Origin of the sequence: Sulfitobacter sp. 1A12056, assembly GCF_043558125.1 — a bacterium.
GTDB lineage: Bacteria > Pseudomonadota > Alphaproteobacteria > Rhodobacterales > Rhodobacteraceae > Sulfitobacter > Sulfitobacter faviae.
Genome location: NZ_JBIFFY010000002.1, coordinates 391,112 through 416,809 on the forward strand (window position 1 = coordinate 391,112; position 25,698 = coordinate 416,809).

Below are 25,698 nucleotides of genomic sequence, written 5' to 3' on the forward strand. Positions count from 1 at the left end.
CTCTCCTGACAGGAATGGGTTGAGGCCTGAACCTATGAATGCGCGGCAGTGGCGTCAAGATATGGCAGGGCACGCAGGGCATTTGTCACGATATCGTTGGGTAACACCATAAGCGCGGGGGTGGCAGTCCATAGAATGGCCGTCTCGATCCGCCGATCCGGGTAGATCTGGCGCAGCATATGGGCATAGGCCCCCATCTGGCGCAGCAGCCCGTCGGGGCAGGCCTCAGCCGTGCCGGGGACCACGCGGTTGGTCTTGAAATCGACAGCAAGGATGCGATCCTCGGCGATCACCAAACGGTCGATCGTGCCATGCAGGCGCTGGTCTCCGAGGCTGCCGGTCACGGGCACTTCGGCGAGGGTTGTCTCAGCGAACAGCGGGGCGAGGGCAGGGGTGTTCAGCACCGCTTCCGCCTCATCTTCCGCGCGGGCGATCATCTCGGCGGGGTGTGTGCGGGCCAACCGCTCCAGAAAGATCTCCCGTGCATCCGGCCCCATCAGTGGCAGATGTTCCAGCAGTTCATGGACCAGCGTGCCATAGCTCAACGCGGTGTCCATATCGAGCCCGGCCTCACCCGCGAGCGCCTTGGCTCCGCCGAGATCCGAGGGCGACAGGGTCTTGTCCTCCCCCTTGGGGGAGGGGGCGGAGCGGGTGAAAACAGGGTCTAACGTGGGCGTTGTTACGGTTTTCTCAGGCGTCTCTATGATGTCGAGCGCATCCCAATCGCCCTGTTGATAGCGCAGCGTGCCATCGTCGCCCAAAGGCTCGGCCCGGAGCCTGGCCAGAGCGGCTGCGGTGATCTGATACCAAGAGGATTCATCTTTCGACAATTCCCCTGCCGCGGCCACGATCAGCCATTTCTCGGCCCGCGTCATGGCGACATAGAACAGGCGAAGCCGCTCTTGCAGCGCGGCCTCTTTCATCTCGTCTAGCCGCGCGCGCATGGGCTGGGGCATATCATCTGCCGGGGCTTTCCAGACGGGGGTGCCGTCAACGGTGATGATCTCATCCTTGATCGTCACATCGCGCCGCCCGGTGTCGGGCAGGATCACGATTGGCGCTTCCAGACCCTTGGCACCATGCACCGTCATCACCCGGATCTGGTTCGACGCGCTGTCGATCTGACGTTTGATTTCCAGATCATCGGTCTGCATCCATTGCAGGAACCCGGTCAGGCTGGGCACCGTGCCGCGCTCGTAAGACAGCGCTTGGCTCAACATCGCGTTGATCCCATCCTCGGCCTCTGGCCCCAGCCGCGCGAGCAGTTTGCGGCGCCCATCGTGGCGGGTGAGAATGCGTTCGATCAGATCGTAGGGGCGCAGGTAATCGACCTGCCCGCGCAGGTCGCGCAGCACGGCGAGGGTGGCGGCGTGGGCCTCGGTCTGGTTGCGCAGCGCTTGCCAGAGGTGATCCTCCTTACGGTAATGGGCGAGGGTGAAAAGCTCTTGTTCCGACCAGCCGAAAAGTGGCGATTTCAGCGCGGTGGCAAGCGATAGATCGTCGTCCGGCGTGGCGAGGAACGACAGGATCGCCGCCAGATCGCGCACCGCCAGTTCGGCCCCAACCTTGAGCCTGTCGGCCCCGGCGATGGGCAGTTCCGCCGCCTTGCAGGCGCGGATGATCTCGGAAAACAGGGCCGAGCGGCGCTGCACGAGGATCAGAAAATCCCCCGGTTGGATGCGCCGCCGGGCCAAGCCGCCCTTGCTGTCATCGGGGAGGTAATGTTCCTCGGTCGTCAACTCCTTGATGCGCCGTGCGATGCGTTCGGCCAGTTGCACCGTGTGATGCCGCGCGCTGCGGCGGTCGACGGGATCGGTCCAATCGCCCTCCTCGCCAGGGCCAGCCTTTTCGATGAAAGGCCAAAGATCGACGCGGCCGGGCAGGCGATCTTTGAAGGCCATATGGCCGTCATTGGTAAAGCCGGTCTGGATCGCGGGGTCGAAAACCCCATCGACCGCTTGCAAAATCGCCGAAGAGGAGCGGAAGGAATAGGCAAGACTGCGGCGCTGGAAAAACTGGCCCGCCTCACCGATCTTCTGTTCGAATGTCGTGCCTTTGCGGTCCAGCTCTTCGGGGTCCGCGCCTTGGAAAGAGTAGATCGACTGCTTCTTATCGCCCACGACGAAGAGCGTGCGATCGACCTCGTTACGCGCCCCGGCGCCGGAGTAAAATTCATCTGTCAGCCGTTCGATCACGTCCCATTGCCGGGGCGAGGTGTCCTGCGCCTCGTCGACAAGGATATGGTCGATGCCGCCGTCGATGCGGAACAACACCCAAGCGGCCACGGCCTTGTCGGTCAGCAAGGCGCGGGCTTTGAGGATCAGATCGTCAAAGTCGAGCCAGCCGCGTTTTTGTTTCTCATCCGCGTAGCGTTCAAGAAAGCGGGCCGCGAAACGGTGGAGCACATAGGATTTGCGCGCCGCCTTCAGCGCCAGCCGCGCTTCGCGGGCGTCTTCGACGCGCTGCATCAATTGCTCAAGCTGCGGCATCTGTTCGGCAATGACCTTTTGCGTCGGCTTGGTCGGGAAACTGCCGATTTTGGCGGTGAAGGGCGCCTTGGCGCCGCTGCCGGTCAGAAGGATGTTTTCAAGCTGGGGCAGGGCGGACAGATCATAGCGGTCGATCTCTTGCAGCGCCGCGCCCGCCTTGCCGTCATTGCCGCCTTTGGCCAGCAGATGGGGGATGATCTCGGCCATCATCGCCGCTTCGCTGCCAAGGAAGACTGAAGCCGCGATTTTGTCTTCGGTCAGGTCTTCGGGCTGGGCGAAAAGCGCTAGGATCTCGGCCCAAGAGCGGGGCGTGGTGAAGGCATCGCGTTGGCCCACGATGCTGCGGGTAAGGCTGGCGAAATCTTCGCCCGTGTAGTGCCGCGCGATCTCGGCGACCAGCGGGGCGTCTTCGCCTTCGGCCATCTCATCGACGATCTCGGCCCGCAGCAGATCGGCGGCGCGGTCTTCGATCTCGGTGAATTGCGGGCTGACCTGCGCCTCCAGCGGGAAGCGGCGCAGAAGGGCCGCGCAGAAAGAGTGGATGGTCTGAATTTTCAGCCCGCCGGGCGTTTCAATCGCGCGGGCAAAAAGGGTGCGGGCATCGCGCAGTTGCTCGGGCGCCAATTCGCCCTGCACGCCAAGATCGGCCAAGGCGCTGCGCAGTGCCGCGTCTTTCAGCATGGCCCATTCGCCCAAGCGTTTGAAGAGGCGGTTCTGCATCTCCGAGGCCGCCGCCTTGGTATAGGTCAGGCAAAGGATGTGTTGCGGCTCCACGTCGTCGAGCAGCAGCCGCGCCACGCGGTCGGTCAGCACGCGGGTCTTGCCTGAGCCCGCATTCGCGGTCAGCCAAGTGGAGGCATCGGGCCGGGCCGCTTCGATCTGGGCGCGGGTGGCATCGTTGAAATCACGCATCATTCCAGATCCTCCGGTCGGGCGGGGCTGGTGCCATCCCATTCCCCGAACCGCGCCAGTTGGTCAAAGTTTCCGGCAAAGGCATCGCTTTGTACCATCCGCCGCGCGGTAAAGCCCTGCCCCTCATCGAGGTAGCGCGAGAGCAGCGCGTGCAGACCGGCCAGCACCTCTTGCGGGTTTTCCTCCTCCAGCGGGGCGGGGACTTCGACCGGTTTCGACCCTAGACCGATAAAGGCGGCATGGGCCACATGGGCCACGCCCACCTCGGGAAAACCGCCCCGTTCGACCATCGCCGCTTCGATCAAGAGTTGTTTGTCAAACAGCCGCTGCTCTTTTTTGCCGGGCGGCGTGCCGGTTTTGTAGTCGTAAATCAGCACATCGCCGTCATCGGTCTGGTCGATCCGGTCGGCAAAGCCGCTGAGGGTAAAGCCGAGGTCGGCAAAGGTGTAGCTGCCCCGCGCGCCCTGTTCAAAAGCGACGGGGCTGGAGAACTCGGCGCGTTGGCTTTCGCGGGCGATGAACCAATCGGCGATCCGGTCGATGCGGGCCAGCCACATGGCGCGGGCGGCGGGCCAGGGGGCTTCTTCCTCCAGCACCTCGGCGGCCACTTGCATCAGCGTGTCGCGGGTCAACCGCGCAGGATCGCGGGCCACCAGTTTGACGAAATCCTCCATGATGCGGTGCAGGACGATGCCGCGCACCGGCGCGTCGGGCGATTGCACCAGCGGGTTGATCGGGCGCAGTTTCAGGCTGTGTTTGGCATAGATCGCGTAAGAATCGCGGATCAGCGTCTTGATCTCGGTCACTGACAGCTTGCGGGGGCGCGCCGCGCGCGGCGGGCGGGGCGAGGGGCGCGTGGCCGGGGCGGTCCGCTCTACCGCTTCCAAAGCACGCACCTGATCCAGCCAGCGGTTGCCACGCTGCTGCATGGCCTTCCACGCCTCCGGCCCGCCGGTGTCGCCCAAGCCGCCCAGCAGATTGCCCAAGCGGTTCAGCCAGCGTGACGGCACCATCTCGGCCTCGTCCGAGCGGATCGCGCGGGTGATCCAAACCTCGGGGCTGGCGAAGGCCTGTTGATAGTCATGCGCCGACAGGCCGATGCGCCGTTCGGGGAGCAGCAGCCCGGCTTTCTCGCGCATCTGACGGTTGAGCCATGGATCGGGCGGCGGCGCTTCGGGCCATGTGCCTTCGTTCAAGCCGCCAAGGATGACCAGCTCGGCCCCCTGCACCCGCGCCTCCATCGTGCCCCAGATCATGATATCGGGATGCGGGGTATCGGCCTCGCGCACCTCTTCTTGCGCCAAGAGCGCGCCCAAGAGATCGGCATAATCGGCGGCGTTCATCGCCCCGCCGTGGGCTGCATGTTCCGTGAGGTTCGCCATCACCGCCTCGGCCGCGATGCCTGCGCCCTGCTGCCAAAGCAGGTGGTCGGGATCGGCGGGTTGCCCGGCGGCGATCCTTTCGGCCAGCGCCAGATGTGCGGCGACGCATTCGGGCAGGGGCCGCTCTCCGGGGGTGGCATGGCCGGGAAAAACCTCACCCAGCCAAGCGACCCAATCGCGGAACCCGCTGGGGTCTTCCATCCGTTTCGCGGCGCGCTCTGCAATCTCGGCCAAGCCTTCGGCGTCGGGGTAGGGCAGCCCATGGCGGCGGATCTCAGCCTCCAAGCGCTGGGTATAAAGCTGGTGGAAATTCCGCCCCGCGCCGCTGTGGGTCAGCGGGTGTTTCAGCAGGGTCAGCAGCGCTTCGGCATCCAATTTTCGGACGAACAGCGCCGCCACATGGCGCAAGAACCGCCCCGGCGGGGAGAGTTGCAGCGGCATCCCGGCGCTGTCGTCGGGCAGAATGTTCCACCGGTCGAGCGCTGCGGTGACCTGCCGGGTGAGCATCCGGTCGGGGGTGATCAAGGCGGCCTTCACACCATCCTCGGCAGCTTGGCGCAGGCGCAGCGCGATGGCCAAAGCCTCGACCCGGGGGGTGGGCGCTTCGATTAGGGTAATGTCGGCGGTGGCACCTTGCAGGTTTTCCAGCTTGGGCCCTTCGTTCAGCCAAGCATGGGTGACGGGCGCAGGCCGAAGCGAGAGCGACACCAGCTTGTTACGGGCGGCGGATACCGGAGGCATCTCGCACCACGGCGCGACCGCGCCACGCGCCACGTCGAGCATATTCATCAGCTTGCGGAAGCGGTATTGCGGGTGATCCTCGGCCAGAAGCGCCTGATCCAACTCGTTCCAAACGGCGGTTGGCATCTCGAAATCGAACCCCGGCAGGATGATCGCGCCCTGCGGCAGGCGGGCCACGGCCTCCATCAACAACGCGGTGGTCCCGCGCGAGCCGGTGGACCCGGCAAGGATCACCGGGTGCTGCGGTGGCGCGTCTTGCCAGCGGGCGATGATCCGGGCGACCAGCTGCCGTCGCCGTGCCTCGGCATCCGGGCGGGTGGTGGTTTGGCCCAGATAGTCATGCGCGATGGCGAGGAACCGCTGCGCCCGCTCCCAATGGGCAGAGAGGTTGCCGACGTCTAGCCCGGCCACGGTCTCGGGCGAGACGCCTTCGCCCTGCATTTCGTCGATCAGCCCCGCCAGACTGTCCGACAGCGCATAGAGCGAGGCGCGCGGCGCGAGATCGGGTGCGGCATCCAGCAGGCGCGACACGAGTTGAATGAGTTCCAGCCGCCGTTGCAGCGGCGGTGTCGGGGCGGGCAGCGCAATGCCGGGGGCCAATGCATCAAGGTCGGTGATCAGCCGGATGCGCGGCAGAAATCCTGCCGGACCCGCGTCGAAATCATGGCGTAGCCGACGCGCCATGCGGTTGGTGTTGACCAGCAACTCGACACGGGCCATCGCCTCGGGCGGGCCATTCTCCAACCGGTCGCACAGCCCGCGCACCAATCCGCGCGGGAAATCGACACCGGGGGCAAGGCCAAAGACGCGGGGGCTGTCCTGCGGCTCAAACATCGGCACCTGCCAAAAGGCTTTCGGCAAGGGGAATGCCGCCGGGGTGCCCCACATCGCACCAGCGCCCGCTATAGGGCAGGCCAAACAGCGTCCCGCGTGCCAGCATCATGTCCCACAACAGGTTGAGCGAGAATGCCTCGGCTTCGATATCGGCCAGCAGATCGGTCTTGATGATCTGCACCCCGCCATAGACCTCGCCCGGCCCCCGTTGCAGGCGGCCATCCGCGGCGCGGGTAAAGTCGCCCGTGCCGCCATGGCCAAGGGTGTTCTCCAACGGCACGGTCATCAAAAGCGCGTCCATCCGTGCCGGATCCCATGCGTTGCGGAGCATTTCGAGCGGGTTCGCCCCAGCCCAAATTGCGTCACTGTTCATGGTGAAAACCGGTCCCGACCCCAGCAGCGGCAACGCGTTGCGCAGCCCGCCGCCGGTGTCGAGGATCTGGGGCGCTTCGATCACCGTTTGCACATCCTGCGCTTTCAGATGTGCCTTTAGCTGGTCGGGGAGGTAGTGCAGGTTCGCCACGATCCGCGCAGGGGATATCCCGCGGGCAAGGTCGAGCGCATGGTCAATCAAGGGGCGGCCCGCGACTGGCACCATGGGCTTGGGTTGGTTCTGGGTGAGATGTTTCATACGTGTGCCGAACCCGGCCGCGAACATCATGATGGCGTCGGGATTGTCGCGCATTGGCTTTTCAGTTGCTCCAGAAATTCGGGGGTCGGCGGGGGCAGCACGCCTGCGATTGCCTCCGCCACATCGGCAAGCGCGGGATGGCGCAGGTTATGTTGCAGATGCTGCCAGACGCGGGGGATCAGATCGACGTAATGCGGTTTGCCATCGCGCAGAGAGAGGCGCGCAAAGATCCCCAAGATGCGCAGATTGCGCTGGGCGCCGAGTAGCGCATAGGCGCGGCGGAAGGGGGTTTCCGCCTGTCCGGTTTGGGCAAGGTAATCGTCGATGATCTGCGCCTCCACCGCCCGGGGCACATCGCGGCGGGCGTCTTGCAGGATCGAGACGAGATCATAGGCCGGGTGGCCGAGCAGCGCGTCTTGAAAATCCAGCAAACCGACCCGCGCCGCCCCTTCGCGCTCTGGCAGCCAAAGCAGGTTCTCGGCGTGATAATCGCGCAGGATCACGACCTTCGGGCTGTCATCCAACGCTGCGGCGAGGGGGCGGAAAGCCTGCGCGAAAGCGGCGTTTGCGCTCTGCCCGCCTGTGGGGGCGTAAAAGTCGAAGGCGGGGGAGGCCATATCGGTCAGCCAATCGGCATCGCAAATCGGCAGTTCCGGCAGGGGGGCCGCGTGCAGTTTGACCAAAACGTCAGCAGCCGCGCGGTAGAGGGGGAGTTCCCGAGCCGGATCCGCCGCCATGAGCCGCGCAAAGAGGTCATCGCCAAGGTCTTCGATCAGCAGCAGACCGTTGTCATTGTCCGCATGGTAAATCTCGGGCGCGCTGAGGCCACAGCCTGCCAGATGCGCCGCGACATGACGAAAGGGTCGCACGTCTTCACCGCGTTCCGGTGGGGCGTCCATCAAGATGGCGCGCGCTCCATTCGCTTTGCGCAACCGGTCATAGCGCCGGTTGGAGGCATCGCCCGCCAGCAGCTTGCGGGAGGCTTCGGCCCAGCCCGCGGTTTGCAAAAAACCTTCGATCAATGCGGCGCGTTCGGTCATTTGCGCCACGCGGCTAGCTTCTCGGCCCAATCGCCGCCGGACCATTCTGCGGTCAGCCTGCGGCTGTCTTCTTCGGTGCCGGGGCTAAGGCTGATCTCTAGGGCATCGGCTGGGGCGAGCGGGCCCAGCCGATCCGGCCATTCCACCAGACAGATCGCATCGTGAAAGGCGCCGATCAGCCCGAGCTCCTCAATCTCATGAGTGGAGGTCAGCCGGTAGAGATCGGCGTGCCAGATCGCGCTGCTTGCCGTGTCATAGGTCTGCACCAAGGTGAAGGTGGGCGAGGGGATATCCTCGGGGTGGTCGAGCAATTCGGTGATCAGCGCGCGGGCGAAATGGGTCTTGCCCGCGCCGACATCGCCGCTGAGCAGGATGATATCGCCGGGAGACAGGCGGCGGGCCAGTTGCCGGGCGCGCTCAGCGGTGTCATCGGGGCCGCTGAGCAGGAGGGAAAGGGTATCGTCGGACATGCCCCATGCTTAGCGTCCGGACGCGCAGCCGCAAGATTAAAGCGGCTGGGAGCGACCTAGTTGGAGGGTTGCCGCCGGTCGCCCGCCGAAGGAGCGTTGGAAGGCTCCGACCGGCCCGCGCCGACGGGGATCGGACGAAAGCGTATGAGCGTGGCACCCGATGCGATGGCCGAGACCTCGCAAGAAAGCGGCGCGCCCTGATGCGGGTAGATGGGCATGTTCCAGCCCGCGCGGTCGCCCCTGCCCATGACGAAATCCACAACATCGGGCCAGAGCGGATTGGCCGCCGACATTTCCTGCCAGACCCGGATCGCATCGTCGATGGTGATCTCGGCAAAGCTTTTGTCCGGGTCTTGTTTCCACCGGGCGCGATAGGCGGCATTGCAGAAGGTCAGCACGCCGGAGGCAGAGAAAACGGCGAAACCATCTTCGAGCGTATCGAGCAGGCTTTGGCTTTGTTCAAGCTCGGCCCGGAAATTGCGGGTTAGGGTCACCTCGGCGGTGATGTCTTCGATCAGGAAAGCGGTGGCGCCATCGGGGTGGGGCCGGCCCCGGATGCTGTAGGTCTGGCCGTTCTCCAGCGACCAAGTCTCTTGATAGCGGCCATCGGTTGCGGCGGCGATAACTTCGGCGATTTCGTGACGCCAATTCTTGTAATTCTTCGGCTCCGGCATGCGGCGGCTTTCGCGCAATTGGTCGAAGAAAGAGACAATCGTAGGCCGGGCGCTGAGAAATGGGGCAGGCAGATCGGTCAGGTCCACCAGCGCGGGGTTGAACAGGGCCAATTGCCCGTTGCGGTCAAAAATCGCGAGCCCGATGGACAGATGCGCAAAGGTTTTGGCAAGGGTTTGGACAAAGTTGCGCTGGGCCTCTTCGGCGGCGACCACGGCATTGATGCATGTGGCGTGGTAGACCTGCACATTATCCTCGGTCGTGGTGGTCAGCGCGTACCAATCGGGCTTTTCCCCATCACTGCGCCGCAAGCAGACGCGGTTGGGGTGGTCGGGCGAGGGGGTGCTGAACAGGGCGGCGCCGCCACAGTCCGGGTCAGGTTGGGCCTTGCGCTTCAGGGCCCCATAGGCCCGGTTGTGCCAGATGATACGCCCGGCCGCGTCGGTCTGCCACGCGGGGTTCGGGCTGGTTTCGCTGGCCCGGCGCAGGGCGGCGAGTTTCTGAAACGTCTCTTCCGTGATCTCTTCGGTCGCGCGGGTCTGGGGCAGGTGCAACCAACAGAGCGCGTCGCGCCATGTGATGCGCAGCTCCGACGGGCTGTCGCCATCCTCTGCCCTGAGGGTCAACTTGCCGGTGGCCCCATGCCGGGGCGTGCGGGGGAATTCGGGAAACCGTGACAGCAGCGCATCGCGAATATCTTCCCACTGGTGGTAGCCGGGGGCGAGGGCAAAGCGGGTCAGCGCATTGTCGGAGCCATGGACCAACTGGCCCTCTTCGAACAGCAGGCTCATGTCGTCGATGCCGGGGGGTGCCGCCGCCGGTCGCCCCGCAGCCGCGCCGAGCCACCAAAGAGCGGCCAGCGCGGTGACGGAGGCGGCGGCAAGCACGATGATGACATCCGGCAATGCCATGACGGAGACCCCTTTCGGCAAATGCGACGCCCTATTTTGAGCCCCAATGGTTAACGGTGGGTTAACAAACGCGCCAATCCCGCCCTCAAGCCGTCAGACGCTGGTTCTCGCCCATCACGCTGTCATCGGGGCCAAGGTCCAGCAGGCGGCGTGGCCAGACGACTTCGACCACAGCACCGCTGCCAGCGGGGGGCAGCCCGCGCAGCCAACCGCTGTCCGATCCATTGGCAAAGCGCAGCCGCGCGCCCGAGCGTTCGAGGAAGGTTTTGGCGATGAACAGCCCCAGCCCCATGCCCTCATATTCAGGCCGCGCCGCCTCGTTCGACGCACCTCCTCGGCGGCGCAAAAACGGGTCGCCGATCCGGCCCAGATGCTGCGGCGGGAAGCCCGGCCCGTTGTCGATGATCCGCACCGAGATATCCTCGGCGGACCATTCGGTTTCGATCCAAACCGTGGTTTCGGCAAAATCCACGGCGTTCTGCACCAGATTGCGCAGCCCGTGGATGATCTCGGGCTTGCGCGGAATCGTCGGGGCGCGGGCCGGGTCCCGGGCCATCGGATTGTCGGAAAACATCACCGTCTTGCCGCGCTCCAGATGCGGCTCGGCGGCCTCTTTCACCACGGCGGTCAGCTGCGCGCGCTGCATGTGCAGATCGTCTTTCCCGATGCGGCCCATGTCGCGCAGGATATCCCGGCAGCGGTCGGCCTGATCGCGGATCAGCGCGGCGTCTTCAGCCAGATCAGGGCGGTCTTCCAGATCGCCCAGCAGTTCGGTGCTGGCCAGTTTGATCGTGGCAAGCGGCGTTCCCAATTCATGGGCGGCGGCGGCAACGACGCCGCTGAGATCCGACAGTTTCTGCTCCCGGGCCAGCACCATCTGCGTGGCCGAGAGCGCGTCGGCCATGGAGTGGACTTCGGTCGTGACGCGCCGGGAATAGGCACTGGTAAAGACGATGGCGATCAGCAGCGCCGCCCAATGGCCAAAGACGAAGATGCCGGGCTGTCGCAGCACATCGCCCGATTGCGTCACCAACGGCAGATGCCACAGCGCCAGTACCGAGGCCGCGATAATCGCGGTGCCGCCCAGAACCAGTGTCGAGCGCAAGCTGAGCGCGGTGGCCGAGATCGTCACCGGGGCCAGCAGCAGAAGTGCAAAGGGATTGTGCAGCCCGCCGGTCAGCGCCAGAAGCGCGGTCAGTTGCAGCAGATCGAAGAGCACCATGGCGAGGTTCTCGCGCTCCGACAGGCGTTTGTTCTGCGGAAAGACGAAGGCCGCGACAAGGTTGCCCACCACCGAGGCCCCGATCGTCAGGTAACATAGGCCAAAGGCCAGTTGCAGCCCAAGCGCCCATTGCGCCACGGTGACGGCGGTCAACTGTCCGGCGATGGCGAACCAGCGTAGCAGGATCATCGTGCGCAGGCGGATCCAACTGGCACGGGTGCGCCCATCGAGGGGCCGGATATTTGCCTGCGTCATCTTAGCCCCATCACTTTATTTCGTATTGCATCACCTGCCATCTAGCGTAGGTCTGCGGCGAAACACGATCAAGACCGGCCAGCATGGCGGAGGACTGACATGAAACGAATGATTGCATTTGGGGCGGCAGGGGTCGCGGCGGTATTTCTGGCCGGGACGGCTTTCATGGTGCTGCGGGGCGAGGACGATCCCTATGCCACCTGCCGGTCAAGCCAAGTGGCGGGCGGTGACATCGGCGGGCCGTTCGAGCTGGTCAACAGCGCGGGCGAAACCGTGACCGATGCCGATGTCATCAAAGAGCCAGCCTTGCTTTATTTCGGCTATACTTCCTGCCCCGATGTCTGCCCGCTGGACGTGGACCGCAACGCGGCAGCGACCGAAATTCTGGATGAGCGCGGCCAGAGCATCACGCCGGTCTTCATCACCGTTGACCCTGCGCGCGACACGCCCGAAGTGGTCGGTGATTTTGCCGAGGTGATGCACCCGCGCATGGTCGGGCTGACCGGCTCGCCCGAGCAGGTCAAAGCCGCCAGCCAAGCGTATCGCACCTATTACAAGGTGCACCCCGAAGATGAGAATGGCGAATACCTCGTCGATCACTCGACCTTCAGCTATCTGGTCATGCCCGAAGAAGGCGTTGTCGACTTTTTCCGCCGCGAAGTACGCCCCGAAGAGATGGCCGACAGCATCGGTTGTTTTCTGGATCAACGCTGAAATTGACCCGCCGCCTTGGCCGCCCCATATTAGCCTTTGAGAGGGGATGTTGATGCAGGATATTTCTGACTTAGGCGCGGACCGCAGCTTGCTTTTGGTCGATGACGATGAGCCGTTTCTGCGCCGCTTGGCCAAGGCGATGGAGAAACGCGGCTTTGAGGTGGAAACCGCAGGTTCTGTCGCGGCGGGCAAAGCCATCGCCACAGCGCGCCCCCCGGCCTTTGCCGTGGTGGATCTGCGGCTTCAGGACGGCAATGGGCTCGACGTGGTCGAAGTGCTGCGCGACAAACGCGCCGATGCGCGGGTCGTCGTGCTGACGGGCTATGGTGCGATTGCCACGGCAGTGGCGGCGGTGAAATCCGGGGCGACGGATTACCTGTCTAAACCCGCTGACGCCAATGACATTGTGAATGCGCTTTTGGCCACCGGAGGGGATCTGCCCGAACCGCCGGAAAACCCGATGAGCGCGGATCGCGTGCGGTGGGAGCATATCCAGCGGGTCTATGAACTCTGTGATCGCAACGTCTCGGAAACCGCGCGGCGGCTGAACATGCACCGGCGGACCTTGCAGCGCATCTTGGCAAAACGCTCGCCGCGCTAAAGCTCGAACCGTTTCCAGATTTTATCAACGCGGGTGCCATCCGCCAATGTGCAGTTTGGCAGCCGTTTGAAATCCTCGAAGCCGCGGCTTTGGTAATAGGCCAGCCCGCCCTGATTGTCGGCGCGGATGATGGCATGGATATGGGCATAGCCCAAGTCACGCGCGGCCTGTTTGGTCTGTTCGAACAGGGCCGAGCCGATGCCGAACCCCGTCTCTCCCAACCGTACGAAAGTTGCGAGATCCACACCGCCTTCGGGCAGGTCAGGGTGGGGTTCGATGTACTGAAAGCCTTTGATCTCACCGCGCCCATCTTCCGCCAGATGCCACGCGCTGTCGGGCGCGGCCATCCAACCTTGCAACTCGCGCGGGGTGACGGGGCTGACCATGGCGGTGGTGCCGCCCTTGGCGATGATCGCGTTCAGCAATTCGGCCAAGGCGCGGGTATCGAGCGCCCCGGCGCGGCGGATGTGGATCACGCCATTTCGCGCAGCAGCGCCGCGTGCCGTTCGGTGAACTCGGCCCGTACCTCGACCGGCGGGCGCAGCAGGATGCTTAGCCCCTCCATCAGCGCCGCATCGGGGCGGCCAAAGAAACGGGTCGCCTCGGCCTCGGAAAAGCCTGCGATCTGGCTAGCCTCCATCCAAGCGCTGACGCGGTCGGCCTTCTTGATCTGCTGCTTGACCCGCACGGGCAAGCTGGCGGGGAGGCCGAAGCGGACATGCACGGCAGTGGTCAACCGTTCATCCAAAGCGCGATAATCCGGCCCGACGGCGGCCTTTACGGGTGAGATCATGTCGCCGATCACATATTCCGGCGCATCATGCAGCAACGCGGCGAGGCGCCATTTCGCAGGCGCACGCGGGGCGATGCGGGCGAAAATCGTTTCCACCAGCAGCGAATGTTCGGCCACCGAATAGGCATAGTCGCCCCGTGTCTGCCCGTTCCAGCGTGCGACAAAGGCCAGACCATGGGCGATGTCTTCGATCTCGACATCGACCGGCGTGGGGTCGAGCAGGTCGAGCCGCCGACCTGACAGCATCCTTTGCCATGCGCGTGGTTTCTGCGCCATTCGCGGGGGTCCTTACCTCGTGAGCCTTGGGAACAAATCCCTGTCAAACCTGTTCATCCCACGAAGGAGATGATCATGAAACCCGTTTTTTCCGGTACGATAGTTGCAGTTACCTTGGCCACCCTCGCCGGTGCTGCACAGGCAGAAGAAGTCTGCATGCCCGCCAAGGAAATGAAATCTGCCTTGATTGATTGGTACGGCGAAGAGCCGGTGCCGGGTCAGCGTGAGGACAACAACCAGCTTTGGGCATCGGATCAGTCGGGGACATGGACCTTGGTCAAGACTTTGGCCGATGGCAATGCCTGCGTGCTGGCTCAAGGCGATGATTGGATGGCGGGCCTGTCGGGTGATAAGCAACTGGCCGCTCTTCTGGACTGATCCGGCGCGGCTTTCCCCCATTCACGTTGAGAATTCGCGGCGAAGGTGCTAACCGCCCTGCAACACTTCAAACAGGAGCGCCGCATGGCCCACGACTATATTGTTAAGGATATCAATCTGGCGGCCTACGGGCGTAAAGAGCTGGACATCGCCGAGACCGAAATGCCGGGCCTGATGGCGCTGCGCGAAGAATACGGTGATAGCAAACCGCTGAAAGGCGCGCGGATCGTCGGCTCTTTGCACATGACCATCCAGACCGCCGTTCTGATCGAAACGCTGGTCGCCCTTGGCGCGGATGTGCGTTGGGCATCCTGCAACATCTTCTCGACCCAAGACCACGCGGCCGCAGCCATCGCCGAAGCGGGCGTGCCGGTCTTCGCCATCAAAGGCCAGTCGTTGGTCGAGCATTGGGATTACCTCGACAAATCCTTCATGTTCCCCGAAGGGCCGAACCTGATCCTCGACGATGGCGGCGATGCGACGCTCTATATCCTTCTTGGCGCGCGTGTGGAAAATGGCGAAGACGAACTGATCGCTGTGCCGAAGTCCGAAGAGGAAGAGGCGATCTTCGCCCAGATCAAGAAGCGTATGGCCGAAAGCCCCGGTTGGTTCACAAAGATGCGCGACCAGATCAAGGGTGTGTCTGAGGAGACCACCACCGGCGTGCACCGTCTCTATGATCTCGTGAAACAGGGCCAACTGCCCTTCCCCGCGATCAATGTGAACGACTCTGTCACCAAGTCGAAGTTCGACAATAAATACGGCTGTAAAGAGAGCCTTGTTGACGGTATCCGCCGCGCGACCGACACGATGATGGCGGGCAAGGTTGCTGTCGTCATGGGTTATGGCGATGTAGGCAAAGGCTCTGCCGCCTCGCTTCGTGGCGCTGGTGCCCGCGTGAAAGTCACCGAAGTTGACCCGATCTGCGCGCTGCAAGCCGCGATGGACGGTTTCGAGGTCGTGCTGCTGGAAGACGTGGTCGCGACCGCCGATATCTTTATCACCACCACCGGCAACAAGGACGTGATCCGCATCGAGCATATGCGCGAGATGAAGGACATGGCGATCGTCGGCAACATCGGCCACTTCGACAATGAAATCCAAGTCGCCGCGCTGAAGAACCACAAGTGGACCAACATCAAAGAGCAGGTGGACATGATCGAGATGCCGAATGGCAATCGTCTGATCCTGCTTTCCGAAGGCCGTCTGCTGAACCTTGGCAACGCCACCGGCCACCCGTCTTTCGTGATGTCTGCATCCTTTACCAACCAAGTGCTGGCGCAGATCGAACTGTGGGAAAACACCGACAAATACGAGAATGACGTCTACATCCTGCCCAAGCATCTGGATGAAAAAGTTGCCCGTCTGCACCTCGACCGGATCGGCGTGAAACTTTCGAAGCTGAACCCAGAGCAGGCGGCCTATATCGGCGTGACGCCCGAGGGGCCGTTTAAGCCCGAGCATTACCGCTACTAAGCCGCGAAGAGTTTCCTCTTTCAGCATGTTTCAGCGCCGTCCCGGAGATCACCGGGGCGGCGTTCTTATGTCAAGCGACTACGATATATAGGAAAATCAGATCAATCGGCGGATTCAAGCACATATCTGCCAGGGGCGGAGGACGGGCGGAACATAGTCAATCGGGCGGTGTTTCATCCCCAGACCATTCAAAAGGAGTATCGAAGATGAAACGTACATTCCTGAAGTCCACCGTCGCCGCCCTCGCTCTGACCGCGGGCACTGCATTCGCTCAGACCGCCGACACCGAAGCCGGTGCCGCCGCGGAAGCCGAGACCACCATCTCGGGCGAGAGCGTCACCAACACGGCCAACGATCTGACCGCCACTGTCGAGCAACAGGCCGAGCGCACCGCTGAGATGTCGCGCGAGAATTCCGACGACTACGAGGGGACCAACGACCCCAACACCACCGACGAAATCTTGACCGCTCCGACACAGGGCGCAGAGTTCGAAGGTGATACCGAAGTCGACAACGAAGCGGAACTGACCGCCGAGACCGATGGCGTGACGCCGACAACCGATGCCGAAGCGGATCTGGCCGGAAACGCCGATTCAGAGTCGAATTCGACCCTGAGCACCGACACCAGCGGCACCGTCACCACCGAGACTGACACCGATCTGGCCGCCGACGAAGATGCCGATTTCGACAATGAAACCACAGCCGAGATCGAAGGCGAAGCCGAAACCGATCTGGATGAGAATGTCGCTTCCAACACCGAAGCGGACATGGAAACAGACGTGACACGCACCGACACCGGCATGAGCAACGCATTCTCCGGCATGGTGGTGGGTGATCTGGTCGGCCTGACCGTCGTCGAAGCCGATGGCGACAGCATTGGTGACGTCGACTATGTCATCAAGACCGACGATGGCTATGCCGCCGTTGTTGGCGTGGGCGGCTTCCTCGGCCTTGGCGAACACACCGTCGCCGTACCGCTTGAGGAAATCTCCATGGCAGCCGAGAACGACCTGAAGCTGAGCTCTTGGACCAAAGCCGAGCTGGAAGCCCAGCCGGAAGTCGATGAAGACAACATCGAAGGTCTGGAAGACGACGTCCGCCTTGACGACGCCTCCTAAGCGACAGCCGATATCCTGACTGAGAGGCGCCCAATTCGGGCGCCTCTTTTTCTGGCGGCTCCGGGGTCAGCCCGCCGCGCCCGAAATAAATCTTTTGCAATACAGGGATATGGCCTTAGGCTCCGGTCTCAGGAACCCCTGACGGGCCGAAGACACTATTGGGAGAGATTTTATGGGCAAGCGTGACGAATGGATCGCCAAATACGCCGAAGACCTGAAGAACAAATGCGGCATGGAGCCGGATATGGACCTTTTGACCAAGGTGACCATCGGCTGCGGACCGTCGATCTATAACGCCGACGCGCAGACGGTGTCTTCCAGCGATACGGCTGAGTTGAACACCGTAAAGGACAACTTCCTGATCAAGAAACTCGGCCTGCCGGATGATGAGCATCTTATGGGCGGCATTCAAAAAGTGGTCGAGACCTATGGCCGGTCCGAGCGGAACAAGTACCGCGCTGTGGTCTATTACATGCTGGTCAAACACTTCGGCAAAGAGTCTGTCTACGCCTGAAGGGCGGTGGGAAACCCTACCAAAACCTTACCTGAGACGCGCGCTTGGTTAAGCGCGCGTTTCGTTTTTGCGCGGGCTTTGACACAGTCGAAAGTTGAGTAAATCACCGGTTTCTGCTATCTCTCTTATATCGGCCAGATCGGCTGGTAAGAGTTACGAACATGTGTGGTGGTTATGGGAGCACATGGGGTGAGAAGGGTTCTGGCGGGGTGCCGGAACCCTTTTTCGTTTTTCCGATGGCCGCGCCGGTATTAGGGCGCGGTCTTGCCCAAGGCGCAAATAAGCTGCCATTCCGCATCGGTCACAGGCTGCACGGATAGGCGCGAATTCTTTACCAGAACCATGTCCTCCAGCCTTAGGTCCGCTTTGATCGTATCCAAATTGACCGGCTGGTTGAACGACCGCACCGCTTTGATGTCCACACATTCCCAACGCGGGTCATCGGTGCTGCTGTCGGGGTGAGCCTCGGCGCAGACTTCGACGATGCCGACGATCTCACGATCTTTCTGCGAGTGGTAAAAGAACCCGAGATCGCCGACCTTCATCTCACGCATGAAGTTGCGGGCCTGATAGTTGCGCACACCGTCCCATTCCTCGCCCGCGTCGCCTTTGGCTTTCTGGTCGGCCCAGCTCCATGTTGCGGGTTCGGATTTGAACAACCAATAGGCCATCAGCCGATCACCCGGTTCCAATGGGTCAGGGTCACGCTTTGGAACAAGCCGGCCTTGGCGTAGGGGTCATTCGCGGCCCAATCCTCGGCTGCGGCCATATCGGGCACGTCCAGAATGATGAGCGAACCGATCATACCGCCTTCAGCATCCAAAAGCGGCCCAGCCTGTGCCACGGCATCGCTGGATTTCAGATAGGCCAGATGGTCGGGCCGGTTTTCCTGACGGATCGGTAGGCCATCGGCTTTGTCATGGGCGATCAGGGCAACAAACATATCATTCTTCCTTTAGGGGGCGGGTCAGCAAAGATTTCATGGCACCAGCCACATCTAACTGGTTGTCGAGCAATCCGGCAACCGCGCGGGTGATCGGCATATCGAGCGCCGCTTCGCGCGCCAGCGCATCGACAGCGCGGGCGGTCGCGGCCCCTTCGACCGTGGTCGATGGGTCAAAGGGAGTGCCTTGGCCCAGCGATTGCCCCAAACGGTAGTTGCGCGATTGCTCGGAGGTGCAGGTCAGCGTGAGATCACCAAAGCCCGAAAGCCCGGCCAGCGTTGTCGGCTCGGCCTTCAGATGGGCGGCGAGGCGTTGCATTTCGGCATAGCCGCGGGTCATCAGCGCGGCGCGGGCGCTTTCGCCCAATCCGGCCCCTATCGCGGCCCCGCTGGCGATGGCGACGACATTTTTCAGCGCCCCTCCCAATTCCGCGCCGGTGGTATCCGTGGTGCGGTAAAGCCGCAGGTTCGCCGTGGTGAGTTCCGCTTGCAGCTGTTCGCCCGCCGCAGGGTCTGCACAGGCCAAGGTGAGCGCGGTGGGCAGGCCCCGTGCGATATCGGCGGCAAAGCTGGGCCCCGTCAGGATCGCGGCGGTGGCTTGGGGAATGGTCTCTTCGATCACACTGACCGGCCCCACGCCGCTGCTGAGTTCGATGCCTTTGCAGCAGGCGACCAAATGTTTCCCGTGAAGCGCCGCGCGATGTTCCTTTAACACGCTGCGCAGCTTTTGCATCGGCACGGCCAGCAAAAGGGTCTCACCGACAGCCGCTTGGTAAAGGCTTTCGGTCACGCTGAGCCTATCGGGGTAAGGGCAGCCGGGCAGGCGTTTGGCGTTCTCTCGCCGCGCGGCCATGTCCCCCGCTTCACGCGCCCAGAGTGTTACCGGCCCTTTGCCCGCAAGCGAAATGGCCAGCGCCGTGCCGAATGCCCCTGCGCCGAGGACGGAAACGCTCATGCCTTGGCCCCCTTCTTGCCGCTGCCCAACATCGACGGGCGCGCGGTATCCAGCGGCCAGCGGGGCCGCGCGGCGAGGGTCAGGTCATCGGCATCCCGCAGGGCGGCCTGCTCTCCCGCCGCGAAGGCGATCATCGCGGCGTTGTCAGTGCAAAGCGCCAGCGGCGGCGCCACGAAGGCGGCCTCTTGCGCTGCTGCAACAGTCTCTAACGCGGCACGGATGGACTTGTTTGCCGCCACGCCCCCCGCCACGCAAAGGCTCCGCGCGCCTGTCGCGGGGTACTCCGCGAAAGCACGGCGCGTTTTATGGGCCAGCACATCGACCACGGCAGCTTGGAACCCCGCGGCGAGGTCCGCCTGATCCTGTCGCGTCAGCCCGCCACGCTCTGCCACGCATTTGTCGCGCGCGCGCAGCACAGCGGTTTTCAGGCCCGAGAAGGACATGTCGCAGCCCTCGCGATCCAGCAGAGGGCGCGGCAGGGCAAAGCGTTGCGCATCGCCTTCTTGGGCGCATTTCTCGATCGACGGCCCGCCCGGCTGGGGCAGGCCCAACAGCCGCGCGACCTTGTCAAAGGCCTCACCCGGGGCATCGTCGATGGTACCGCCGAGACGGTCGAAACTTTCCGGCCCGCGCACCAGCAGAAACTGACAATGCCCGCCCGAGACCAGAAGCATCAGATAGGGATAGGGCACATCATCGGTCAGCCGCGGGGTCAGCGCGTGACCCGCGAGGTGGTTCACCCCGTAAAGCGGTTTGCCCGTCGCCGCCGAGAGCCCCTTGGCGCACATCACGCCCGACACCACGCCGCCGATCAGCCCCGGCCCGGCGGTCACCGCGATGGCGTCGATCTGCGGCAGGCCGATCCCTGCTTCGGCCAAGGCATCCTCGACACAGTGGTCCAATTTCTCGGCATGGGCGCGGGCGGCGATTTCGGGGACGACGCCGCCAAAGTCGGCGTGCAGCTCGGTCTGGCCCGCCACGACCGAGGCCAGTACCTTGCCGCGCCCGTCCTCCTCCATGCGCACCACGGCGGCGGCGGTATCGTCGCAACTGCTTTCCAAACCAAGGATCAAGCGGGTCTGAGACTGGGTAGAGGGCATGGGGGCTTTCCGTTGCAAGGCACCTGTACCGCAGGTAACACCGCTCTCACGCGCAAACAATGCCGGAGCCTTGCGATGCCGCAGCCAAGATTGCTTCTGACACGTCCCCAGCCCGGTGCCGCGCAGTTTCTGGATCGGCTTTCGCCTGCGCTGCGCGACGGGGCCGTGATCTCTCCGCTGATCGAGATTACCGCGACGGATGAGCCTGTCGATCTTTCGCCCTATGCCGGGGTGATCTTTACCTCGGCCAATGCCGTGGCCCATGCGCCGCCGGGGGAGGGGCGGCCTGCCTATTGTGTCGGCCCGCAGACCACGGCGGCGGCGGGCAAAGCGGGCTGGCAGGCGCAGATGGTCGGGTTGGATGCCGAGGCGCTGATCGCGACCCTGTCGGAACGCCCCCAGATCGGCCCGCTCTTGCACCTTGCCGGGCGGCACCGGCGGGCAGATATTGCCGGAATTTTAAGCGCCGCAGGTCTGAAAGTGGAAACCGGCACGGTCTATGACCAGACACTTCTGCCGCTCTCCACCGCCGCGCAGACCCTTCTAAAGAGCCCTAACCCTGTCATCGTGCCGCTGTTTTCTCCGCGCAGCGCGCAGCATTTCGCCCGCGAAGCAAGCTCGACGGAACGGGTCATCGCCCTGTCGATCAGCCGCGCCGCCGCTCAGGCGCTTGAAGCTCTGCCGCTCTATGCGCATGATGTCGCCGCAGAACCCACCGGCGAAGCCATGGCAGAGGCCGTTGAAAAACTATTCCGCTGCACCACCTTGCCTTGAGGGGCATAGGTATGCCGGGTAAGCTCGCCATTGCGAGTGAATGACAGGTTCAGAATCGAAAGGCGTGAGGCGTGGCAAAACCCAAGAAGACGGTCAGCAAAAGCGAAGCGGACAAGACCACAGCCGATCAGACGCCTCCCGCGGCGGATAAGGCGACCACGGCAGAGAAGGCCGAGGCCGCGAAACCCAGCCAGACCGATGGTAAGGGGGCGGAGACGGGAAAACCCGACGCGCCGAAAACCGAGGATGCCAAGGCTGATACGCCGAAAACCGAAACGGGCAAGGCCGACCCATCAAAAACACCCAGCACCACGCCCACAACGGATAAAACGACAGCGAAGCCCACCGCTGCGGCCAAGCCGGACGACAAAGCCCCGGCCAAGCCCGAAAGCACTACGCAGGCTAAAGACAAGCCCGAGAGTGCCACACCGGCTAAAGCGACGAAGCCCCAGACGGCTTCGCCCAAGGACGATCCCAAGACAAGCGCCACCAGCGCTGCACCCAAGGACAAACCGGTGCCCAAAGACAAACCGGCCGCTGATCCCGCGCCGTCACGCGCTTCGGCGGCTGCGTCTAAGCCGAGCGGTAGCTCATCCAAACCCGCGCCGGAAAAGGCCGAAAAGCCAAGCGCTGCCACGTCCAAACCGACGTCCCCACCTGCATCGACCTCGGTCCCTGAGCCTGCCCCGAAAGAGCGTAAGCGCAGCGTGTTCTTCCCCATGCTGCTCGGCGGTGCCATCGCTGCGGGCCTCGGCTTTGCCGCATCGGAGTATGACGTCTTGGGCACCCGGGCACAAAGCGCGGCAGAATTGCAGAGCGCGATGGAAGCGCAGCAGGCCCGCATCGCGGAACTGGAAGCCCGCGTCGAAGAGCCTGCCACCCTGCCGGAAAGCCTGCCGCAGGTCGATGCGCTGCGCGAGGAACTGACCGCCAGCCGCGAGGCCCTCTCGGCGCTGCAAAGCCAATTGGCCGAGATCGACAGCCGCCTCACCACGGTTGAAAAGCAACCCGCCACCGGCGGTGACAACCAAGTCGCGGTCGCGGCCTTTGAGCGTGAGATGGAAGCCCTGCGCGCCTCCGTCGCCGAACAGCGCAGCGAGATCGAGAGCCTGCTGGAAAACGCCCAGACCGCCGAAGAGGCTACTGCCGCCGCGGCGGAAGCGGCCCGTGCCCAGACTGCGATGACCCAGATGAACGCCGCGATCAGCGCCGGTCGCCCCTTCGAAGCGCCGCTGGCCGAGTTGCAGCAGGCCGGGGTCGAGGACATACCCGAAACCCTGCGTGAAAGCGCCGCGGGCGGTGTCGTCACCCTCGCCAATCTCCAAGCGCGCTATCCCGATGCCGCGCGGGAGGCGCTGGCCACCGCCCGTGCCGCCGTACCGGAAGAGGGCGAAGGCGGCTTTGGCAACTTCCTGAAACGCCAGCTCGGGGCCCGCTCGGTTGCGCCGCGCGAAGGGACGGATGCCGATGCTGTCCTGTCTCGCGCCGAAGCGGCGGTGCGCGATGGCCGTTTGACCGATGCGCTGGCTGAGATCGACACGCTGCCAGCCCCCGCGCAGGATGCGATGGCGGAATGGCTCGCCGATGCGCGCGCGCGTCAGGCGGCTGAAACCGCCGCTAATGAACTCTCCCAACGCCTGACGGCCAACTGAGGAACGAAAAATGCTCTGGTCTCTTATTAAAATCGTTCTTTTCGTCGTGCTGGTCGCCGCTCTGGCTTGGGGCGCGGGTTTCCTGTTGGAAAGCGAAGGCGGCATTCAGCTGACCGTGGCGGGCACGGAATTTACCCTTGGGCCGCTGCAATCGGTGATCGCCGTTTTGCTGCTGATGCTTGCGGTTTGGGTGTTGCTCAAGATCGTGTCGCTGCTCTCGGCAGTCTGGCATTTCCTGAATGGCGATGAGACGGCGCTGTCGCGCTACTTTGACCGCAACCGCGAGCGTAAGGGCTATGAGGCGCTGTCGGACGGGTTGATGGCGCTGGCCAGCGGCGAGGGACAGGTCGCGATGGCCAAGGCGGCCAAGGCCGACCGCTATCTCAAACGCCCGGCACTGACCAATCTGCTGACCGCGCAGGCGGCGGAGCTGGCGGGGGACCGTCGCAAGGCCGAACGGACCTATCGCAAGCTGGTCGAAGACGAAAAGACCCGTTTCGTCGGCGTGCGCGGTATCATGAAGCAGAAGCTGGCTGATGGAGATACCGAAACGGCGCTGAAACTGGCCGAGAAAGCCTTCGCGCTGAAGCCGAAACATGAGGAAACCGGCGACACGCTCCTGAAGTTGCAGGCCGAGAAACATGATTGGACCGGTGCGCGTGGCACTCTGCAGGCCAAGTATAAAAACGGCCATCTGCCGCGCGATGTGCACAAGCGCCGCGACGCGGTTCTGGCGCTTTCCGAGGCGCGCGAGGTCATCGACGAGGGCAACAGTGTCGAAGCCCGTGAGGCCGCGATCGAAGCCAACCGCCTGTCGCCTGATCTGGTGCCCGCCGCGGTGATGGCTGCGCGCAGCTATATCGCGCAGGACAAGCCGCGCAATGCTTCCAAAGTGCTGCAAAAAGCGTGGAGCGTGCAGCCGCACCCCGATCTTGCCGCCGCCTTTGCCGAGATTCAGCCGGATGAGACACCGCCCCAGCGGATCAAACGGTTCCGCGCGCTGACCAAATCTCAGCCCGACCACCCCGAGACCAAGATGTTGCTGGCTGAATTGCACATCGCCAACGAAGACTTCCCCGAAGCGCGCCGGGCGCTTGGCAATCTGGTTGAGACCGATCCTTCGGCCCGGTCCGTCACCCTGATGGCGGCGATCGAGCGGGGCGAGGGCGCGCCGGACACCGTGGTCAAAGGCTGGCTGACACGCGCGCTGAACGTCTCACGCGGGCCGCAGTGGATTTGCGAGAACTGCCACCACATCCATGCCGAATGGGTGCCGATCTGCGAGAACTGCAAGAGCTTCGACACGCTGGAATGGAAGACGCCGCCGCTGTCGGAGGTGGCCATGCCGAGCGGTGTTCAGATGCTGCCGCTGATCGTGGGCGCGCCGGAAACGACCCCAACAGAAGGGGCATTGACCACGCGGACGGAGGATATCGAAGAAGCGGAACTGGTGACCGAACCGGAAAAGCCGACCGATCCCGAGACGCCCAAGAAAGCGCCGGACCCTACAGCTTGATGTCGTAGGTGACCCAGTTGGTCCGGGTGGCCAGCCTGTCATAAACACCACGGCCGCGGTAGTTATCCTCGGCCGTGATCCAGCGCACGAGGCTCCAGCCGCGCTTCTGGGCGATCTTTTTCACCTCTCCGATCAGCGCATCGGCAGCCCCGCTGCCGCGGGCTTCGGGGGCCACGAAAAGATCGTCGAGGAAACAGCCTGTCGCGGCGGCGAGCGGGCGGGCAAAATGGCGAAAATGCGTGAGGCCGATCACCCGGCCTTCGCCGTCTTCGCAGACCAGCCCTTCTACCTCGGTCAGCGGATCATGCAACCAAGACCAGACCCGCGCGCGCATCTCGGGGGTCTGCTCGACTTTATAGAATTCGGCATAGCCTTGATAAAGCCGCTCCCAATCGGCGCGGTCATGGTCTCTCACGGTTCGGATGGTAAGGTCGGACATGGCGGGCTCCCTTCGCTGGCTGCGCGATCTTTGCCCCAGTTGGTTCAGAAATCCAGCCCAAGGTCCAGCGTTGTCGCAGAATGTGTCAGCGCGCCCATAGAGATATAGTGCACCCCCGTCGCCGCGACCTCGGCCAAGCGCGGCAGGGTCATGTTGCCCGAAGCCTCCAGCACGATGCGCCCCTGTGCCATCTCGACCGCCTGCGAGAGCGTCGGCGTACCCATATTATCCAACAGCACCACATCCGCGCCGCCTTCGTCCAAGACCTCTTGAAGCTGCGCCAGCGTGTCGACCTCGATCTCGACCCGGATCATATGCGAGGCATTGGCCTTGACCGCCTGCAACACAGGCCGGATGCCCCCGGCGGCGGCGATGTGGTTGTCCTTGATCAGGATCGCGTCGGAGAGGGAGAAGCGGTGGTTGAACCCACCGCCATGCAGTACCGCCTGTTTCTCGACCATGCGCAGCCCCGGCGTGGTTTTGCGGGTGCAGGTGATCCGGGTCTCGGTCCCCTTCGTCTCGGCCACACAGGCCGCGGTGAGGGTGGCAATGCCCGAGAGCCGCCCGGCAAAGTTCAGCGCCACGCGTTCCGCCGAGAGGATCGCGGCGGCGGAGCCTTCGACCTCCATCAGCGTGTCGCCTTTGGCGATTTTGCTGCCGTCTTCTTTCAGCGTGCGCACCTCAAGCGTAGGGTCGACAAGGTGGAAGGCCAGCCGCGCGATTTGCATGCCAGAGACGACCCCCTCGGCGCGGGCGCGCAGCCGGGCGGTATAGGTCGTGCCCTCGGGGATCACGCTGCGCGTCGTGACGTCACCATAGGTGCCGAGGTCTTCCATCAGCGCGGCGCGGACCAGCGGCTCAAGGATCAGGTCGGGCAGGGCGGTGGTCAT

General features: G+C 63.6%; 24 protein-coding genes. 9 read left to right on the plus strand and 15 right to left on the minus strand.

Features of this window, described 5'->3' with window-relative positions:
* Positions 1 to 32 precede the first annotated feature (32 nt).
* The 7 genes from addA to regB all read right to left on the minus strand — a co-directional run bounded on the left by addA (position 33) and on the right by regB (position 11,559).
* Positions 33 to 3,404 (minus strand): double-strand break repair helicase AddA, encoded by a 3,372-nt coding sequence (gene addA, locus ACGYLD_RS06245; RefSeq protein WP_394401688.1) that lies wholly within the window; start codon positions 3,402 to 3,404, stop codon positions 33 to 35.
* Positions 3,401 to 6,358, minus strand: a complete 2,958-nt coding sequence (gene addB, locus ACGYLD_RS06250; RefSeq protein ID WP_271693871.1) for a double-strand break repair protein AddB — start codon at positions 6,356 to 6,358, stop codon at positions 3,401 to 3,403. Before addB ends, addA begins: the two co-directional genes overlap by 4 nt.
* Positions 6,351 to 7,043, minus strand: coding sequence for a nucleotidyltransferase family protein (locus ACGYLD_RS06255; protein ID WP_271692685.1), 693 nt, complete (start codon positions 7,041 to 7,043; stop codon positions 6,351 to 6,353). Before ACGYLD_RS06255 ends, addB begins: the two co-directional genes overlap by 8 nt.
* Positions 7,016 to 8,029, minus strand: coding sequence for an aminoglycoside phosphotransferase family protein (locus tag ACGYLD_RS06260; RefSeq protein WP_271692686.1), 1,014 nt, complete (start codon positions 8,027 to 8,029; stop codon positions 7,016 to 7,018). Before ACGYLD_RS06260 ends, ACGYLD_RS06255 begins: the two co-directional genes overlap by 28 nt.
* Entirely contained in the window at positions 8,026 to 8,499 is a 474-nt protein-coding gene (gene tsaE / locus ACGYLD_RS06265) for a tRNA (adenosine(37)-N6)-threonylcarbamoyltransferase complex ATPase subunit type 1 TsaE (RefSeq protein ID WP_271692687.1), read from the minus strand. The genes ACGYLD_RS06260 and tsaE overlap by 4 nt, the downstream gene beginning before the upstream one ends.
* 56 nt (positions 8,500 to 8,555) lie before the next feature.
* Positions 8,556 to 10,082 (minus strand): PAS-domain containing protein, encoded by a 1,527-nt coding sequence (locus ACGYLD_RS06270; protein WP_271692688.1) that lies wholly within the window; start codon positions 10,080 to 10,082, stop codon positions 8,556 to 8,558.
* 85 nt (positions 10,083 to 10,167) lie between these two features.
* Positions 10,168 to 11,559, minus strand: a complete 1,392-nt coding sequence (gene regB, locus ACGYLD_RS06275) for a sensor histidine kinase RegB (protein ID WP_276153768.1) — start codon at positions 11,557 to 11,559, stop codon at positions 10,168 to 10,170.
* A 99-nt stretch (positions 11,560 to 11,658) separates the two neighbouring features.
* Between regB and ACGYLD_RS06280 the strand changes: the two genes are divergently transcribed.
* Together ACGYLD_RS06280 and ACGYLD_RS06285 are read left to right on the plus strand one after the other, a co-directional pair.
* On the plus strand, positions 11,659 to 12,273 hold the full coding sequence (locus ACGYLD_RS06280) for an SCO family protein (protein WP_271692690.1): 615 nt from the start codon (positions 11,659 to 11,661) through the stop codon (positions 12,271 to 12,273).
* A 46-nt stretch (positions 12,274 to 12,319) separates the two neighbouring features.
* Positions 12,320 to 12,874, plus strand: a complete 555-nt coding sequence (locus ACGYLD_RS06285) for an ActR/PrrA/RegA family redox response regulator transcription factor (protein ID WP_067268317.1) — start codon at positions 12,320 to 12,322, stop codon at positions 12,872 to 12,874.
* Here the strand turns inward: ACGYLD_RS06285 and ACGYLD_RS06290 are convergent.
* Both ACGYLD_RS06290 and ACGYLD_RS06295 read right to left on the minus strand, forming a co-directional pair.
* Entirely contained in the window at positions 12,871 to 13,350 is a 480-nt protein-coding gene (locus ACGYLD_RS06290; RefSeq protein ID WP_271692691.1) for a GNAT family N-acetyltransferase, read from the minus strand. The genes ACGYLD_RS06285 and ACGYLD_RS06290 overlap by 4 nt on opposite strands.
* Positions 13,347 to 13,943: an HD family hydrolase gene (locus tag ACGYLD_RS06295; protein ID WP_067268313.1), complete on the minus strand. Its 597-nt coding sequence runs from the start codon at positions 13,941 to 13,943 to the stop codon at positions 13,347 to 13,349. The genes ACGYLD_RS06290 and ACGYLD_RS06295 overlap by 4 nt, the downstream gene beginning before the upstream one ends.
* Positions 13,944 to 14,018: 75 nt before the next feature.
* On the opposite strand from ACGYLD_RS06295, the gene ACGYLD_RS06300 reads away from it, so the two are divergent.
* From ACGYLD_RS06300 to ACGYLD_RS06315, 4 genes are all read left to right on the plus strand, one after another.
* Positions 14,019 to 14,321, plus strand: a complete 303-nt coding sequence (locus ACGYLD_RS06300; protein WP_271692692.1) for an S-adenosyl-L-homocysteine hydrolase — start codon at positions 14,019 to 14,021, stop codon at positions 14,319 to 14,321.
* Positions 14,322 to 14,405: 84 nt separating this feature from the next.
* Positions 14,406 to 15,797, plus strand: a complete 1,392-nt coding sequence (ahcY, locus tag ACGYLD_RS06305; RefSeq protein ID WP_271692693.1) for an adenosylhomocysteinase — start codon at positions 14,406 to 14,408, stop codon at positions 15,795 to 15,797.
* A 206-nt stretch (positions 15,798 to 16,003) separates the two neighbouring features.
* Entirely contained in the window at positions 16,004 to 16,915 is a 912-nt protein-coding gene (locus ACGYLD_RS06310) for a PRC-barrel domain-containing protein (RefSeq protein ID WP_271692694.1), read from the plus strand.
* Positions 16,916 to 17,087: 172 nt separating this feature from the next.
* Entirely contained in the window at positions 17,088 to 17,429 is a 342-nt protein-coding gene (locus tag ACGYLD_RS06315; protein WP_271692695.1) for a DUF2853 family protein, read from the plus strand.
* A 251-nt stretch (positions 17,430 to 17,680) separates the two neighbouring features.
* On the opposite strand, the gene ACGYLD_RS06320 is transcribed toward ACGYLD_RS06315, so the two are convergent.
* Genes ACGYLD_RS06320 through tsaD form a run of 4 tightly spaced genes read right to left on the minus strand, consistent with a single transcriptional unit; the run spans position 17,681 to position 20,427 of the window.
* Positions 17,681 to 18,100, minus strand: coding sequence for an EVE domain-containing protein (locus ACGYLD_RS06320; RefSeq protein WP_271692696.1), 420 nt, complete (start codon positions 18,098 to 18,100; stop codon positions 17,681 to 17,683).
* The gene (locus ACGYLD_RS06325; RefSeq protein ID WP_067268301.1) at positions 18,100 to 18,372 is read right to left on the minus strand and encodes a YciI family protein; all 273 of its coding nucleotides are present in this window, start codon (positions 18,370 to 18,372) and stop codon (positions 18,100 to 18,102) included. The genes ACGYLD_RS06320 and ACGYLD_RS06325 overlap by 1 nt, the downstream gene beginning before the upstream one ends.
* Before the next feature lies 1 nt (position 18,373).
* The gene (locus ACGYLD_RS06330) at positions 18,374 to 19,327 is read right to left on the minus strand and encodes an NAD(P)H-dependent glycerol-3-phosphate dehydrogenase (RefSeq protein ID WP_271692697.1); all 954 of its coding nucleotides are present in this window, start codon (positions 19,325 to 19,327) and stop codon (positions 18,374 to 18,376) included.
* Positions 19,324 to 20,427, minus strand: coding sequence for a tRNA (adenosine(37)-N6)-threonylcarbamoyltransferase complex transferase subunit TsaD (gene tsaD / locus ACGYLD_RS06335; protein ID WP_271692698.1), 1,104 nt, complete (start codon positions 20,425 to 20,427; stop codon positions 19,324 to 19,326). The genes ACGYLD_RS06330 and tsaD overlap by 4 nt, the downstream gene beginning before the upstream one ends.
* 90 nt (positions 20,428 to 20,517) lie before the next feature.
* Between tsaD and ACGYLD_RS06340 the strand changes: the two genes are divergently transcribed.
* From ACGYLD_RS06340 to ACGYLD_RS06350, 3 genes are all read left to right on the plus strand, one after another.
* Entirely contained in the window at positions 20,518 to 21,201 is a 684-nt protein-coding gene (locus ACGYLD_RS06340; protein WP_271692699.1) for a uroporphyrinogen-III synthase, read from the plus strand.
* A gap of 71 nt (positions 21,202 to 21,272) precedes the next feature.
* On the plus strand, positions 21,273 to 22,853 hold the full coding sequence (locus ACGYLD_RS06345) for a hypothetical protein (RefSeq protein ID WP_276153771.1): 1,581 nt from the start codon (positions 21,273 to 21,275) through the stop codon (positions 22,851 to 22,853).
* Positions 22,854 to 22,863: 10 nt separating this feature from the next.
* Positions 22,864 to 24,369, plus strand: a complete 1,506-nt coding sequence (locus ACGYLD_RS06350; RefSeq protein WP_394401701.1) for a heme biosynthesis protein HemY — start codon at positions 22,864 to 22,866, stop codon at positions 24,367 to 24,369.
* Here ACGYLD_RS06350 and ACGYLD_RS06355 read toward each other — a convergent pair.
* Positions 24,359 to 24,808 carry a GNAT family N-acetyltransferase gene (locus ACGYLD_RS06355; protein WP_271692702.1) on the minus strand — a complete coding sequence of 150 codons (450 nt, stop codon included), beginning with the start codon at positions 24,806 to 24,808 and terminating at the stop codon, positions 24,359 to 24,361. The genes ACGYLD_RS06350 and ACGYLD_RS06355 overlap by 11 nt on opposite strands.
* Positions 24,809 to 24,852: 44 nt before the next feature.
* On the minus strand, positions 24,853 to 25,698 hold the full coding sequence (nadC, locus tag ACGYLD_RS06360) for a carboxylating nicotinate-nucleotide diphosphorylase (protein WP_271692703.1): 846 nt from the start codon (positions 25,696 to 25,698) through the stop codon (positions 24,853 to 24,855).

Coding starts and splice junctions, on each gene's coding strand:
- ACGYLD_RS06355 (WP_271692702.1), bottom strand. CDS start 24,808: ATGTCCGACCTTACCATCCGAACCGTGAGAGACCATGACCGCGCCGAT.
- ACGYLD_RS06310 (WP_271692694.1), top strand. CDS start 16,004: ATGAAACGTACATTCCTGAAGTCCACCGTCGCCGCCCTCGCTCTGACC.
- ACGYLD_RS06320 (WP_271692696.1), bottom strand. CDS start 18,100: ATGGCCTATTGGTTGTTCAAATCCGAACCCGCAACATGGAGCTGGGCC.
- regB (WP_276153768.1), bottom strand. CDS start 11,559: ATGACGCAGGCAAATATCCGGCCCCTCGATGGGCGCACCCGTGCCAGT.
- ACGYLD_RS06315 (WP_271692695.1), top strand. CDS start 17,088: ATGGGCAAGCGTGACGAATGGATCGCCAAATACGCCGAAGACCTGAAG.
- tsaE (WP_271692687.1), bottom strand. CDS start 8,499: ATGTCCGACGATACCCTTTCCCTCCTGCTCAGCGGCCCCGATGACACC.
- ACGYLD_RS06330 (WP_271692697.1), bottom strand. CDS start 19,327: ATGAGCGTTTCCGTCCTCGGCGCAGGGGCATTCGGCACGGCGCTGGCC.
- ACGYLD_RS06295 (WP_067268313.1), bottom strand. CDS start 13,943: ATGGCGCAGAAACCACGCGCATGGCAAAGGATGCTGTCAGGTCGGCGG.
- ACGYLD_RS06285 (WP_067268317.1), top strand. CDS start 12,320: ATGTTGATGCAGGATATTTCTGACTTAGGCGCGGACCGCAGCTTGCTT.
- ACGYLD_RS06255 (WP_271692685.1), bottom strand. CDS start 7,043: ATGCGCGACAATCCCGACGCCATCATGATGTTCGCGGCCGGGTTCGGC.
- ahcY (WP_271692693.1), top strand. CDS start 14,406: ATGGCCCACGACTATATTGTTAAGGATATCAATCTGGCGGCCTACGGG.
- ACGYLD_RS06260 (WP_271692686.1), bottom strand. CDS start 8,029: ATGACCGAACGCGCCGCATTGATCGAAGGTTTTTTGCAAACCGCGGGC.
- ACGYLD_RS06300 (WP_271692692.1), top strand. CDS start 14,019: ATGAAACCCGTTTTTTCCGGTACGATAGTTGCAGTTACCTTGGCCACC.
- nadC (WP_271692703.1), bottom strand. CDS start 25,698: ATGACCACCGCCCTGCCCGACCTGATCCTTGAGCCGCTGGTCCGCGCC.
- tsaD (WP_271692698.1), bottom strand. CDS start 20,427: ATGCCCTCTACCCAGTCTCAGACCCGCTTGATCCTTGGTTTGGAAAGC.
- ACGYLD_RS06280 (WP_271692690.1), top strand. CDS start 11,659: ATGAAACGAATGATTGCATTTGGGGCGGCAGGGGTCGCGGCGGTATTT.
- ACGYLD_RS06325 (WP_067268301.1), bottom strand. CDS start 18,372: ATGTTTGTTGCCCTGATCGCCCATGACAAAGCCGATGGCCTACCGATC.
- ACGYLD_RS06350 (WP_394401701.1), top strand. CDS start 22,864: ATGCTCTGGTCTCTTATTAAAATCGTTCTTTTCGTCGTGCTGGTCGCC.
- addA (WP_394401688.1), bottom strand. CDS start 3,404: ATGATGCGTGATTTCAACGATGCCACCCGCGCCCAGATCGAAGCGGCC.
- addB (WP_271693871.1), bottom strand. CDS start 6,358: ATGTTTGAGCCGCAGGACAGCCCCCGCGTCTTTGGCCTTGCCCCCGGT.
- ACGYLD_RS06270 (WP_271692688.1), bottom strand. CDS start 10,082: ATGGCATTGCCGGATGTCATCATCGTGCTTGCCGCCGCCTCCGTCACC.